The organism is Pseudomonas sp. BAV 4579 (assembly GCF_009765395.1).
GTDB classification, from domain to species: domain Bacteria; phylum Pseudomonadota; class Gammaproteobacteria; order Pseudomonadales; family Pseudomonadaceae; genus Chryseomonas; species Chryseomonas aestiva.
This window is the reverse complement of sequence record NZ_WHOV01000030.1, coordinates 1-13,254: the sequence shown is the minus strand read 5'-3', so window position 1 is coordinate 13,254 and position 13,254 is coordinate 1. Positions and strand designations below refer to the sequence as shown.

Sequence of the window (13,254 nt, the reverse complement as noted above, 5' to 3'; positions counted from 1 at the left end):
TTAATTTGGTCGGGACGGAGTGATTCGAACACTCGACCCCTTGCACCCCATGCAAGTGCGCTACCAGGCTGCGCTACGCCCCGACTGTGTTCCTCTAGGGAACGGCGTGCATCTTACTGCAACGCTTTGATTAATGGAAGCTTTTTTTCACTTCTTTAGTACGACGAGGACTTCTTCGAGTTCGCTGATCATCTGGCGGATGAGCTGGTGGTACTGAGAACCCTCGTCGCGGGTCTCGTCGCCCTGGGTGAGGCGCTGGCGTGCCCCGCCGATGGTGAAGCCCTCGTTGTACAGCAGCGAGCGGATCTGGCGGATCATCAGCACGTCGTGGCGTTGGTAGTAGCGCCGGTTGCCGCGGCGCTTCACCGGGTTCAGCTGGGGAAATTCCTGCTCCCAGTAGCGCAGCACGTGCGGCTTGACCAGGCAGAGATCGCTCACCTCACCGATGGTGAAGTAGCGTTTGCCCGGTATGACCGGCAGCTCGTCGTTATGACTTGGTTCCAGCATAGGCCTCGACCCTGGCTTTCAGTTTCTGCCCGGGGCGGAAGGTCACCACACGGCGTGCCGTGATGGGTATCTCCTCCCCTGTCTTGGGATTGCGTCCGGGGCGCTGGCGCTTGTCGCGCAGGTCGAAGTTGCCGAAACCGGACAACTTGACCTGCTCGTTGCTTTCGAGCGCATGACGAATTTCTTCGAAGAACAGTTCGACCAATTCCTTGGCTTCACGTTTGTTCAGACCGAGCTCTTCAAACAGACGTTCGGCCATCTCAGCTTTCGTCAGGGCCCCCATGCGCTATTTCCTTAAGGTGGCGTTGAACCTTCTTTCCAGAGAAACGAGGATTTTCTGCGTCGTTTCGTTGACTTCTTCATCGGTTAATGTGCGCGATGGATGTTGCAAGGTCAAGCCGATGGCGACGCTTTTTCTATGTGGATCAATGCCTTTGCCTTGGTAAACGTCGAACAGACGCAACTCCTTGAGGCCTTCTCCGGCGTTTTCGCGGATGTCGGCCAGGAGGTCGCCCGCGGCTACGGTTTCGTCCACCACCAGCGCAAAGTCACGCCGCACTTCGGGGAAGCGCGACAGCTCGCCAAAGCGCGGCAGGCTGCCGGTGGTCAGGGCATCCAGCGCCAGCTCGAAGAGGAACACCGGACGATCCACGTCCAGTTCGCGCGCTACTTCCGGATGCAGGGTGCCCAGGTAGCCGACCGGCTGCCCTGCCCTTTCGATCAGCGCGGTCTGCCCCGGGTGCAATGCCGGGTGCTCGCCTGCCACGAAGCGGAAGTCAGAACCCGCACCGGACTGGGCCAGCAGCGCCTCGACATCGGCCTTGACGTCGAAGAAGTCCACCGCCTCACGCCCGGACGACCAGCTCTCCGGCAGACGCGAACCGCAGACGGCACCCGCCAGGACGTTTTCCTGCATCAGGTTATCCAGCTGACCGACGAATCTCAGCCCCGACTCGAACAGTCGGACACGGTCCTGCTGACGGTTTAGGTTGTACTGCACGGCCTTGACCAGACCCGGCCACAACGACGAGCGCATGGCGGCCATGTCGGTGGAGATGGGGTTGGCCAGCATCACCGGCTGGGCCTCGGGGGCGAACAGACGGAAGGTCTTTTCGTCGATGAAGCTGTAGGTGATGGCTTCCTGGTAACCGCGGGCTACCAGCAGGCGACGCAGCTGGTTCAGCTCGCCCTTGCTCTCGGGCAGCGGCTGTGGCGCCAGGCGGGCCTGGGGGAAGCGGATCGGCAGCTGGTTGTAGCCATAGAGGCGCGCCAGTTCTTCGATCAGGTCCACCTCGATGCTGATGTCGAACCTGTGGCTGGGTACGCCTACCTGCCAGCGACCGGCTTCCAGGCGAGCTACGGCCAGACCCAGGCCGCTGAGCAGACGCTCGACCTGGGCGTCATCCAGGGTCAGCCCCAGGACGCGTTCGATGCGCTCAGCGCGCAGCAGGATCGGCTCGACCTGCGGCAGGTGCTCGGCACTCACCGCCTCGATGACCGGACCCGGTTCGCCGCCGACGATGTCCAGCAGCAGGCGGGTCGCCCGCTCCATGGCCTTGCGCGCCAGCTCGAAGTCCACGCCGCGCTCGAAGCGGTGCGAGGAATCGGTGTGCAAGCCGTAGGAACGAGCCTTGCCGGCCACGGCGATGGTGTCGAAGAAGGCGCTTTCCAGGAACAGGTCGCGGGTACCGGCGGCCACACCGCTGTGCTCGCCGCCCATGACGCCGGCGATGGCCAGGGCGCGCTCATGGTCGGCGATCACCAGGGTGTCGTTGCGCAGTTCGATGTCCTGGCCATCCAGCAGCACCAGGCGCTCGCCGGCATCGGCCAGGCGCACGCGGATGCCGCCCTTGATCTGGTCCAAATCGAAGGCATGCATGGGCTGACCCAGTTCGAGCATCACGTAGTTGGTGACGTCGACGGCGGCGTCGATGCTGCGCACGCCGCTGCGGCGCAGGCGCTCGACCATCCAGTCCGGCGTGGGACGGGACAGGTCGACGTTCTTGACCACGCGACCCAGGTAGCGCGGACAGGCCTGGGGCGTCAGCACCTCGACCGGACGGATCTCCTGGTGCGTAGCCGCCACGGCCTCGACCTGCAGCGGCTCGACGGTGGCGTTGTACAGGGCACCCACTTCCCGCGCCAGACCGGCGATGGACAGGCAGTCGCCGCGGTTCGGGGTCAGGTCGACATCGATGATGGCGTCATCCAGCTGCAGGTAGCTGCGGATGCTCTCGCCCACCGGCGCAGCGGCCGGCAGCTCCAGCAGGCCGCTGTTGTCGTCGCTGATCTGCAGTTCGCTGGCCGAGCAGAGCATGCCGTGGGATTCCACACCGCGCAGCTTGGCCTTCTTGATGGTGAAGTCACCGGGCAGCGTGGCGCCGACGGTGGCGAAAGGTACCTTGAGGCCCGCGCGCACATTGGGCGCGCCGCAGACCACCTGGAAGGATTCCTGGCCGTTGCTGACCTGGCAGACATTGAGCTTGTCGGCATCGGGATGGCGCTCGACGGAGACCACTTCGCCGACGATGACGCCCTGGAAGCGCCCGGCCGCCGCTTCGACGCCGTCCACTTCCAGGCCGGCCATGGACAGCCGGGCAACCAGATCCTCGTGCGTAGCCGCAGGGTTAACCCAGCTACGCAGCCATTGTTCAGTGAATTTCATAGGACTCCCGTCTGGCAGCTAGCGGAATTGCGCCAGGAAGCGCAGATCGTTGTCGAAGAAGAGGCGCAGGTCGTTGACCCCGTAGCGCAGCATGGCCAGGCGCTCCGCGCCCATGCCGAAGGCGAAGCCCTGGTACTTCTCCGGATCGATGCCGGCCATGCGCAGGACATTGGGATGGACCATCCCGCAGCCCAGCACCTCGAGCCAGCGCGAGGCCGGTTCGCCGTCGCGACTCGGACGGCGGATGTCCACCTCGGCCGATGGCTCGGTGAAGGGGAAGTAGGAGGGACGGAAGCGGACTTCCAGCTCTTCCTCGAAGAACTCGCGCAGGAAGGTCACCAGGGTGCTCTTGAGATCGGCGAAGCTGACTTCTTCGTCGATCACCAGACCTTCGACCTGATGGAACATCGGCGAGTGGGTCTGATCGCTGTCGCAGCGATAGACACGACCTGGGCAGATGATGCGGATCGGCGGCTGCTGGCTCTCCATGGTGCGGATCTGCACCGGCGAGGTATGGGTGCGCAGCAGCATGTTGGCGTTGAAATAGAAGGTGTCGTGCATCGCCCGCGCCGGGTGGTGGCCGGGGATGTTGAGCGCTTCGAAGTTGTGGTAGTCGTCTTCGATTTCGGGACCGGTGGCGACGCCATAGCCGATGTTGGCGAACAGGCGCTCGATACGCTCCAGGGTGCGGGTGACGGGATGCAGGCCACCGGAGGCCTGACCACGCCCGGGCAGGGTCACGTCGATGCGTTCTGCGGCGAGGCGAGCGGCCACGGCGGCCTGCTCCAGCGTCGCCTTGCGGCTGTTGATTGCGTCCTGGACACGTTCCTTGGCGGCGTTGATCAGCGCGCCAGCCTGGGGACGCTCCTCCGCGGTGAGGTGGCCCAGGGTCTTCATGATCTGGGTCAGCTCACCCTTCTTGCCCAGGTAATTGACCCGGAGCTGTTCCAGGGCATTGGTGTCTTCGGTGTGCCGCACGGCCTCCAGTGCTTGGGAGACCAGCGCATCCAGGTTTTCCATCTAGGGACTCCAGATACAAAATAGGGGAAGAGCTATGAGGCTCTTCCCCTATTGATAACGTTGCTTCGCGCCAGAGACGCGAGATTGCCGGGGGGCTTAAGCCAGCGAAGCTTTAGCTTTCTCGACAATCGCAGCAAACGCCGCTTTTTCGTTCACGGCCAGATCGGCCAGTACCTTGCGGTCGATCTCAATGGCCGCTTTCTTCAGGCCGGCGATCAGACGGCTGTAGGACAGACCGTTGATGCGAGCACCAGCATTGATACGAGCGATCCACAGAGCGCGGAACTGACGCTTCTTCTGACGGCGGTCGCGGTAGGCGTATTGGCCTGCCTTGATTACCGCTTGCTTAGCGACGCGGAAGACGCGCGAACGGGCACCGTAGTAGCCTTTTGCGAGCTTCAGGATTTTCTTGTGACGGCGACGAGCGATAACGCCACGCTTAACACGAGCCATGAGTAACTTCCTTTAAATTCTTAACCAGGATTAACGAAGGCGCAGCATGCGCTCGACCTTTTGGACGTCGGATGCATGCATCAGCGACGTACCGCGCAGCTGACGCTTACGCTTGGTGGTCATCTTGGTCAGAATGTGGCTCTTGAAAGCGTGCTTGTGCTTGATGCCACCAGCAGTTTTCACGAAGCGCTTCGCAGCGCCGCTTTTGGTTTTCATCTTTGGCATGTTCGGATACTCCGCATTGAGTGATTACGCATAACAGCAAGGCCTGCCAGTGCCCTGGTAGTTACTTTTTCTTCTTGGGGGCGATGACCATGATGAGTTGGCGTCCTTCCATCTTAGGATGCTGCTCAACGGCGCCGTGTTCGACGAGGTCAGCTTCGACCCGCTTCAACAGCTCCATGCCCAGCTCCTGGTGGGCCATCTCCCGGCCGCGGAATCTCAACGAGACCTTGGCTTTGTCCCCCTCGGTTAGGAAACGTACCAGGTTGCGTAGTTTTACCTGGTAATCCCCTTCTTCCGTCCCTGGACGAAACTTGATTTCTTTGACCTGAGCCTGCTTCTGGTTCTTCTTCGCCGCCGCGACTTGCTTCTTCTTCTCGAAGACGTGCTTGCCGTAGTCCATGATCCGGCAGACCGGAGGGAGGGCGTCGGCGGTGATTTCCACCAGATCCAGCTTGGCGTCTTCAGCAGCCTGCAGGGCCTCCTGGATGGAGACGATGCCTACTTGCTGACCATCGGCGCCAATAAGGCGAACTTCCCGGGCGGTGATATTTTCGTTGATCGGTGCCCGGGGGGCGGCTCGCTTGTCTTGTCTCATGTCACGCTGCTTGATAGTGATTACTCCGAATCTTGCCGGCCACGCCGGGAAACCGCTTGCGTGAGCAGCTCGCGGAAACGCTCGATGGGCATGGAGCCCAGGTCAACGCCTTCACGGGTACGCACGGCAACGGATCGTGTCTCAACCTCCCGGTCTCCAATAACCAGGAGATAGGGAACCTTGAGCAAAGTATGCTCACGGATTTTAAAGCCGATCTTCTCGTTTCTCAAGTCGGCTTTGGCTCGGAAGCCCTCAGCGTTCAATTCGCCGACGACCTGCTGGGCAAAATCGGCCTGCTTGTCGGTGATATTGAGCACCACCGCCTGGGTCGGAGCGAGCCACGCCGGGAACAGACCGGCATAGTGCTCGATGAGCATGCCGATGAAACGCTCGAAGGAACCGAGGATGGCGCGGTGCAGCATCACTGGACGCTGACGGCTGTTGTCCTCGGAGATGTAGCTGGCATCGAGACGCTCCGGCAGGTTCGGATCGTACTGCAGGGTACCACACTGCCATTGACGACCCAGGCAGTCCTTGAGGGTGAATTCGATCTTCGGCCCGTAGAAGGCGCCCTCGCCCGGCTGGTACTCCCAGTCCAGACCAGAGGCATCCAGCGCATCGGCCAGGGCCTTCTCGGCGCGATCCCACAGCTCTTCGGAACCGACGCGCTTGGCCGGCCGAGTGGAGAGCTTCATGATCACGTCGGTGAAACCGAAGTCGGCATAGACCTGCAGGGTCAGCTTGATGAAGTTGTCGGCTTCCTGCTTGACCTGCTCCTCGGTGCAGAAGATGTGGGCGTCATCCTGGGTGAAGCCACGCACGCGCATGATGCCGTGCAGGGCACCGGACGGCTCGTTGCGGTGGCAGGCACCGAATTCGGCCAGACGCAGCGGCAGATCACGGTAGGACTTCAGCCCCTGGTTGAACACCTGCACGTGGCAGGGGCAGTTCATTGGCTTGATCGCGAAGTCACGACTTTCCGAGGCCGTGGTGAACATGCCTTCGGCGTAGTTGGACCAGTGACCCGAACGCTCCCAGAGGATGCGATCAACCACCTGGGGCGTCTTGATCTCCTGATAGCCGTGTTCGCGCTGGACCTTGCGCATGTACTGCTCGAGCACCTGGTAGACGGTCCAGCCATTGGCGTGCCAGAACACCATACCGGGCGCCTCTTCCTGCAGGTGGAAGAGATCGAGCTGCTTGCCGATGCGGCGATGGTCGCGCTTCTCGGCTTCCTCGATGCGCTGGATATAGGCCGCCAGCTGCTTCTTGTCCGCCCAGGCGGTGCCATAGATGCGCTGCAGCTGTTCGTTCTTGGCGTCGCCACGCCAGTAGGCGCCGGACAGCTTGGTCAGCTTGAAGGCCTTGAGGAAGCGGGTGTTGGGCACGTGGGGGCCCCGGCACATGTCGACGTATTCCTCGTGGTAGTACAGGCCAATGGCCTGCTCCTCGGGCATGTCGTCGATCAGGCGCAGCTTGTACTCCTCACCCCGAGCCTTGAACACCTCGATGACCTCGGCGCGCGGCGTCACTTTCTTGATGACGTCGTAGTCCTTGTCGATCAGCTCGCGCATCCGCGTCTCGATGGCCGAGAGGTCATCGAGGGTAAAGGGACGCTCGAAGGCGATGTCGTAGTAGAAGCCTTCATCGATCACCGGACCAATGACCATCCTGGCGGTCGGGAACAGCTGCTTGACCGCATGACCCACCAGGTGGGCGCAGGAGTGGCGGATGATCTCCAGACCGTCCTCGTCCTTGGCGGTGATGATCTGCAGGTTGGCATCCTGCTCGATGAGATCGCCGGCATCGCGCAGCTGGCCGTCGACGCGACCGGCGATGGTGGCCTTGGCAAGACCGGCACCAATGGACTGGGCGACTTCGGCTACGGTGACGGGCTTGTCGAATGGACGTTGGCTACCGTCGGGGAGAGTAATGACAGGCATGGCGCCTCCTCAACTCAGTGGTGACCCATACCAAGGGCCACATGGTGGGATTGGCCAGTAAGCAGCCGCACCGCTGGAAATCCCGCCGCACAGTGGCAGGGCCGCAAGGCATTCCGGGCGACGCGAAAGGATCACTGGAAAGTTTGGGACGGAAATCCTTTCAGAAACTGAGACCTAGCGCAACCTCGCAAGGGACTGCCGTCTCTCTAGCGGGCCGCGTCGGGGTACTTCTTGAGGAACTGCTTCTGCATTTCCTGGCAGTTTTCCATCAGCGCCTGGCGATCCGCTGGCGAGGTGTCCGCGGCGTTGGCCCGCGCCAGGCACTGGTCGATGGCCTGCTGCTCGTTGGCGCGGCTGACCGGCGTAGCATTGTGGCGATAGACGTAGATGATGGAGCCGAAGACCACGACCGCGAACAGGATCGACAGCAGGATCAATCCCAGGCAACCACCCTTGCCGATCTGCCGGCCTTCACCACCCTGCGTCATCACTCGCTCCTCACGGCAACGGGGCCTGCTCGCGCCTGGCGAAGCAACGGAGCCCCAAGAAAAAATCGTCTGCCAGTCTACGTGAAAAGACTGGGCCTCACGACCGAGTCAAGCGGTCACACCCTTCCCGAGAGTTCCGCAGAAGGCCGACTCGGACTTCCGGAAAGTTCTACCGCGCAAAACAAACTTATGCCGGACTCAATCAGGCTCTCATCTTGATTATGTACGACAAGATCGCATGGATTCATCCATGCAAACGTGTTCAGCCGCTATTCAAGAAAAGAATCGCCCTTATTAATCCAGTGTTAAGCGATACGGCGGAGTATCGATTCCAGGCACTGCAGAACCTGGTTCTGGTACCTGAGCGATAGCCTTACTTCAATTGCATATCCGCTGGAGGCAGCAAATGAACGTCAAGAACACACTGGCAAAGAGCATGCTGGTCGTCGCCATCGTAGCCGCCTGCTCGTCTGCGGCCATCGCCGCGAACCAAGCCCCCTCGGCAAACGAGCTGGGCAGCTTCCAGGCCCTGTCCACCCAGGGGCAACGGGCCTTCACCGATATCTCCGCGGCACGCCTGGAACTCTTCCAGGGGCAAACGAAGCAAGCGGTGTCCCATGTCAAGGACGCCCAGCAGGCACTCAAACTTGCGCAGTCGGATAATACCGCGCTGAAAAAAGCCGCGAGTGAATTACAGGTCAAGGATAATCAGGGCAAGGCCGATACCAGTACCACCGTAACCTCCTGGTTACCTATCTGGGGCGATACCGTGGTGCAGGACAGTTATATGGCCAGCCCGCAGAAAGTTAAGGCAGTGGCCGATGCCAATAACAAACTCAAGCATGGCGACACCAAGGGTGCTGCGGAAACCCTGCGCCTGGCCGATGTGGATATCGATACGGCCATTGCCCTGGCACCGCTCAAGCAGACCATGACAGACGTCGACCAGGCAGCCAAGCAACTGGCCAGCGACAAGTTCTATGAGGCCAACCTGACGCTCAAGCAGGTTCAGGATGGCGTGCGCTACGCCTCGATGGCGCTGGACTTCACGGCGAACAAGCACGGGCTGCAGCCGGCAGGCTCCTTCACCGAGACCGTCACCCCGAGCAGTTGATGGCTTGGGACGCACAACAGGGCGATCGCAAGGTCGCCCGGTTAAACGACTCCATGCCCGGCAAGTCCGCCTCGATCACGGCGTGCAGCATGGGTAATAGAAAGGGCGATCTCTTGGATCGCCCTTTCTATTACCCGCCACCGATGGGAATTTCGTTTTGCCAGGTCCAGCTGATCCCAAACCCATACCCCTCCCCGCATAAGCCTTGACGAAACCTGTCCACAGCCGCCGGCACCTAAACTTCAAGGCGCCAGACATGGGGTGCCGCTGCAGGAAAAGCAGTCGGTGTGCAGCTGACACCCAGGCCTGTTAGCGCGCTGCAGCTCCACTTCGCCCACAAGTTTGTACAGGCCTTCACCTCCCCCAAGGCAGAGCAACCAGGCCCCGCCGATACCTCCCCGCCAGGCGGCTGCCAACGCTCGGATCAAGCATGGTCATCCAGCTCTGCGCATATCGTCCTGAAATGCACGATTGTGCGCAGTATTGCTTAATCATGCATGATCAGCTCACACTGGTATGAGGTGTGATTACCCCTACTGCCGCCTTATTTCGGAGCCTCTCCCATGCAACAGGTGCAACTCGCCGCCCAACAGCCTTCGGGGGCAATCGAGCAATGGGCGACCCGCGCCGGCTTCCTCATTGCGGGTTCGGCCATGGCCGCGTGGGCACCCCTGGTGCCCGTCGCCAAGGCGAGGATCGGCGCCGATGATTCGACGCTTGGCCTCCTGCTGCTTTGCCTGGGCCTGGGATCCATTGTCGCGATGCCCATCGTCGGCATCCTCGCCAGCCGCTTCGGATGCCGCGCGGTGATCGCGACCAGCTCGGTGGCACTCGCCCTGGTGCTGCCGCTACTTGCCGTCGCCGATTCGCCTCTCAGCATGGCCATAGCCCTGGCCCTGTTCGGGGCCAGCGTTGGCGCCCTGGACGTCGCGATCAACATCCAGGCCGTGATGGTCGAGAAGGACAGCGGTCGCAACATGATGTCCGGCTTCCACGGCCTGTTCAGTGTCGGCGGGATCGTCGCCTTCATCGGCCTGCTCTGTTTCCTGATCTTTCTCGGCGAAGGCGCGATCCTGGACTGGAGCGCCCTGTTCCTGATCGATGCGCATGGTGTCGACCCGGGGCAGGCCGGCTTCGGTTACACGGTATTCGCGCTGGCGATGACCATTGGCCGCCTGACCGGCGACTGGATCGTGAAGACGCTGGGCGGCCTGAAAGTGGTCGTAGGGGGCGGCCTACTCGCCGCGGCCGGTTTCCTGATGGCGGTGCTGGCACCCAGCCAGCCCTTTGCCTTCGCCGGCTTTCTGCTGGTTGGCCTCGGGGCGTCCAACATCGTGCCCGTGCTCTTCAGTGCCGCCGGCAGGCAGACGCGGAGGCCGGCAAGCCACGCCATCGCCGCGATCACCACCATCGGCTACGCCGGCATTCTCATCGGTCCGGCCGCCATCGGCTTCGTTGCGCAGCATTGGAGCCTGAATGCGGCGCTGCTGCTGGTGGGTGGCGGGATGGCATTCGTTGCGCTCACGTGGCCGATCACTGCCCGGCAGCGAGACGCCTAGCGCCTCGCCTTCTTGGGGGCAAAGACCCTGGCCCAGCAACACGCCGTTGGAATGACTCAGGTCATGAAGCATGCCGAGCAGCAGCGCCAGCGGCTTGCCGAGAGGGCCTAGTGGCTACTCAAGGGCAGCTGGCGCAGGTGGAATGGCGGTGCCGCGCTATTGGTCATCAGCCCCAAATCGCCAGGATGGATCTTAAGCGTTGCCCACTGGGGCCTTCCCAATCCATCCCCAAACGAAAAAAGGCGACCCTTTCGGATCGCCTTTTTTCTTGCCCGCCAGCAGTGCGGGTTTTGTTTGGTAGGCACGATTGGATTCGAACCAACGACCCCCACCATGTCAAGGTGGTGCTCTAACCAACTGAGCTACGTGCCTGCTGTGGGTGCGCATTCTACAGCGCGGGACTTTAGCGTCAAGCCCTTTTTTCAGCTAAACGCCTGAAAACGTGAAATTTTTTAGAAGGCTAGGACACCCGGCGGGCTGGACGCCGCGGATAGAGCAGGATTGAAAGCCAGAGCGCGAGGGTTTCCACCGCCACCGCCAAGGCCAGTCCCAGCCCTATCCCCCAACCGATGGCTTCGGGGGTAAGCACCACCTGATAGCGATACTGCTGCAGGGTCTCGTCGCGCAGTTCGCTGTTGGGCGACACCAGGATGTGCCAGGCCCGCTGGTACCAGGACCCCTGCAGCGCCTGCCACTCTTCGTTGAACAGCGCATTACGACGTATCAGGATGCCGAGACTGTCGGCATCGCTGCGAAAGACCGGATCCTCGCTGGCCTGGTAATGCGCCAGCAAGCCGTCGAGGCTGCCTTCGAAATACTGTTGCGCGGTCCGTCTGAAACCGATCAGGGCCTGATCGGACTCCAGGCGATGGGCATCCACGCGCTGCTCATAGTCGAGCATGAAGCCGGGAATCTGTACCCCTATCAGCAAGGCCAGGGTGAACAACAGCAGACGAATATAACTGCGCAGCATCGTGGTGTGGCTTCCTGTCTAGACGCGGCCCTGGGAGACGATCTCGCCATCCCACCAGAGATGCCATTCCCCTGGCTGGTGCAGGGTCCAGACCTCGTCGGAGGTCAGCGGCTCGGTGGCGATGATGGTGACGACGTCGTTGGGCGAGGTCTCGGCCTTGAAGTCGATGTGGACTTCCGCATCGCGCAACTGGGCCGGACCGAAGGGGGCGCGGCGGGTGATATGGGCCAGCTTGGTGGTGCAGAAGCTGAACAGCCAGTCGCCGTCGCTGAGCAGGCAGTTGAAAACGCCCTTCTTGCGAAAGCCATCGCAGGCGTTCACCAGCTGCGGCAACAGCATCTCCACCGGGACGGGCTCGGGAAAACGCTCGCGGACCTGATCCAGCAGGCTGCAAAAGGCCGTCTCGCTGTCGGTATCGCCGACCGGCCGGTAGAAACGCGGCTCGGGATGGAAATCCTGCAGCTGGCCGTTATGCGCAAAGCTCCAGTAGCGCCCGCCCAGTTCGCGCACGAAGGGGTGGGTATTGGCCAGATTGACCGACCCGACGTTGGCGTGCCGGATATGGCCGATCACCGTATGGCTCTTGATCGGGTAGCCCTGGACCAGCTTGGCCACCTCGGAATCGGCGCCTGGCAGGGCATCCTTGAACAGGTGCAGTCCCCTGCCCTCGTAGAAGGCCACGCCCCAGCCGTCCCGATGCGGACCGGTGCGGCCGCCGCGCTGCATGAGGCCCTGGAGACTGAAGACCAGATCCGTGGGCACGTTGGCACTCATGCCCAGCAATTCGCACATGTCCGTCCCTCCGGGGTGGCTGCCTGGTTCAACGGCGGCTGCCGCCGCTGCCCTTCGCCAGCATGCTGAAGGGGTCACGTCCCGGGCGCAAGCCTGGATTACAGGCGGGGTTCGACGCGCTCGCTACGCCCTCGGGGTTCGCGGCGCTCGACCGGGGCTGCCGGGGTCCGTGGCGCCACCGGCGATTCCGGTTGCGGATCATCCGTCGGCGCCGCTGCGACGACTGGCGCCGGACGCGGATGGGAGCGCCGGTACAGCCAGCGACAGAGGACGAAGATCAGATAGAGCACTATGCCGATGGTGCCGGCGGCGGCCAGGTTGGCCACCGCTGACCAGGCGCTGTTGCCCACCTTGAACACCAGATCCAGCACCGTCACGGCGATCGCCGGGGCATAGAGGCCGTGCTCGGCATCCACCAGGGCGGGCGTCACCAGCAGCACGGCCACCACCAGCCGGATGGGTTCGCGCAGCCAGCGCCAGAGCCAGCCGGTGGCCTTGAAAGACACCACCAACAGCAGCAGCGCGGCGATGGCGTAGACGGCCCAGGCGATCAGGTACTCTTGCTCGGTCATTGCGATCCATGGCGATAGCGGAAAGGAGAAGCCTATGATAGCGGTTTTGCCCCGCCCGCGTGCTCTTGCGCGGCGCCCAAGGAGCCCGCATGACCCAAGCCCCCATTGCCCGCCGCGCCCCCGATGACGACCCCAACGCCTGGCTGGAGAGCCGCGACGCCCCCGAGGTGCTGGCTCACCTGGAAGCCGAGAACGCCTACCTGGAAGCCCAGCTGGCACCCGAGGCCGCCCTGCGCGAACAGCTGTTCGAAGAGATCCGCGCGCGCATTCGCGAGACGGATCTGTCGCTGCCCGTCCCCCGCGACGACTATCTCTACTACCAGCGCACCCAGGCCGGCGACGAATACG

At 62.3% G+C, this 13,254-nt stretch carries 14 protein-coding genes, 2 tRNA genes and 1 pseudogene; 3 read left to right on the top strand and 14 right to left on the bottom strand.

Annotation, left to right across the window (positions count from 1 at the left end; translation table 11 throughout):
* Positions 1–6 precede the first annotated feature (6 nt).
* The 10 genes from GSQ95_RS08905 to GSQ95_RS08860 form a co-directional block, all read right to left on the bottom strand.
* Positions 7–83: transfer RNA gene (locus tag GSQ95_RS08905), tRNA-Pro, on the bottom strand.
* Between the two features lie 64 nt (positions 84–147).
* Positions 148–507, bottom strand: a complete 360-nt coding sequence (locus GSQ95_RS08900) for a MerR family transcriptional regulator (protein WP_007159195.1) — start codon at positions 505–507, stop codon at positions 148–150.
* Positions 488–790 (bottom strand): integration host factor subunit alpha, encoded by a 303-nt coding sequence (gene ihfA / locus GSQ95_RS08895; RefSeq protein ID WP_007159196.1) that lies wholly within the window; start codon positions 788–790, stop codon positions 488–490. Before ihfA ends, GSQ95_RS08900 begins: the two co-directional genes overlap by 20 nt.
* Before the next feature lie 3 nt (positions 791–793).
* Positions 794–3,172 carry a phenylalanine--tRNA ligase subunit beta gene (pheT, locus tag GSQ95_RS08890; protein WP_158891975.1) on the bottom strand — a complete coding sequence of 793 codons (2,379 nt, stop codon included), beginning with the start codon at positions 3,170–3,172 and terminating at the stop codon, positions 794–796.
* Positions 3,173–3,190: 18 nt separating this feature from the next.
* Complete coding sequence (gene pheS, locus GSQ95_RS08885; RefSeq protein WP_158891977.1) at positions 3,191–4,192, bottom strand: phenylalanine--tRNA ligase subunit alpha; 1,002 nt, start codon at positions 4,190–4,192, stop codon at positions 3,191–3,193.
* A 96-nt stretch (positions 4,193–4,288) separates the two neighbouring features.
* Entirely contained in the window at positions 4,289–4,645 is a 357-nt protein-coding gene (gene rplT / locus GSQ95_RS08880) for a 50S ribosomal protein L20 (protein WP_007159199.1), read from the bottom strand.
* A 30-nt stretch (positions 4,646–4,675) separates the two neighbouring features.
* Positions 4,676–4,870, bottom strand: a complete 195-nt coding sequence (gene rpmI / locus GSQ95_RS08875) for a 50S ribosomal protein L35 (RefSeq protein ID WP_007159200.1) — start codon at positions 4,868–4,870, stop codon at positions 4,676–4,678.
* Positions 4,871–4,931: 61 nt separating this feature from the next.
* The gene (infC, locus tag GSQ95_RS08870) at positions 4,932–5,465 is read right to left on the bottom strand and encodes a translation initiation factor IF-3 (RefSeq protein WP_158891979.1); all 534 of its coding nucleotides are present in this window, start codon (positions 5,463–5,465) and stop codon (positions 4,932–4,934) included.
* Between the two features lie 20 nt (positions 5,466–5,485).
* The gene (gene thrS / locus GSQ95_RS08865; protein WP_158891981.1) at positions 5,486–7,408 is read right to left on the bottom strand and encodes a threonine--tRNA ligase; all 1,923 of its coding nucleotides are present in this window, start codon (positions 7,406–7,408) and stop codon (positions 5,486–5,488) included.
* Positions 7,409–7,614: 206 nt separating this feature from the next.
* Positions 7,615–7,896, bottom strand: coding sequence for a hypothetical protein (locus GSQ95_RS08860; RefSeq protein ID WP_158891983.1), 282 nt, complete (start codon positions 7,894–7,896; stop codon positions 7,615–7,617).
* A gap of 406 nt (positions 7,897–8,302) precedes the next feature.
* Here GSQ95_RS08860 and GSQ95_RS08855 point away from each other — a divergent pair, with 406 nt between their 5' ends.
* On the top strand, positions 8,303–9,010 hold the full coding sequence (locus GSQ95_RS08855; protein WP_158891985.1) for a YfdX family protein: 708 nt from the start codon (positions 8,303–8,305) through the stop codon (positions 9,008–9,010).
* A 563-nt stretch (positions 9,011–9,573) separates the two neighbouring features.
* The gene (locus tag GSQ95_RS08850) at positions 9,574–10,569 is read left to right on the top strand and encodes an MFS transporter (protein ID WP_158891987.1); all 996 of its coding nucleotides are present in this window, start codon (positions 9,574–9,576) and stop codon (positions 10,567–10,569) included.
* A gap of 295 nt (positions 10,570–10,864) precedes the next feature.
* On the opposite strand, the gene GSQ95_RS08845 is transcribed toward GSQ95_RS08850, so the two are convergent.
* The 4 genes from GSQ95_RS08845 to GSQ95_RS08830 all read right to left on the bottom strand — a co-directional run bounded on the left by GSQ95_RS08845 (position 10,865) and on the right by GSQ95_RS08830 (position 12,906).
* Positions 10,865–10,941: transfer RNA gene (locus tag GSQ95_RS08845), tRNA-Val, on the bottom strand.
* Positions 10,942–11,029: 88 nt separating this feature from the next.
* Positions 11,030–11,542 (bottom strand): DUF2937 family protein, encoded by a 513-nt coding sequence (locus GSQ95_RS08840; RefSeq protein WP_158891989.1) that lies wholly within the window; start codon positions 11,540–11,542, stop codon positions 11,030–11,032.
* 18 nt (positions 11,543–11,560) lie between these two features.
* Entirely contained in the window at positions 11,561–12,334 is a 774-nt protein-coding gene (locus GSQ95_RS08835; protein WP_158891991.1) for a class II glutamine amidotransferase, read from the bottom strand.
* A gap of 98 nt (positions 12,335–12,432) precedes the next feature.
* Positions 12,433–12,906, bottom strand: coding sequence for an MFS transporter (locus tag GSQ95_RS08830; protein WP_158891993.1), 474 nt, complete (start codon positions 12,904–12,906; stop codon positions 12,433–12,435).
* A gap of 89 nt (positions 12,907–12,995) precedes the next feature.
* Here GSQ95_RS08830 and GSQ95_RS08825 point away from each other — a divergent pair.
* Positions 12,996–13,254, top strand: a pseudogene (locus GSQ95_RS08825) (S9 family peptidase); the annotation flags it as partial.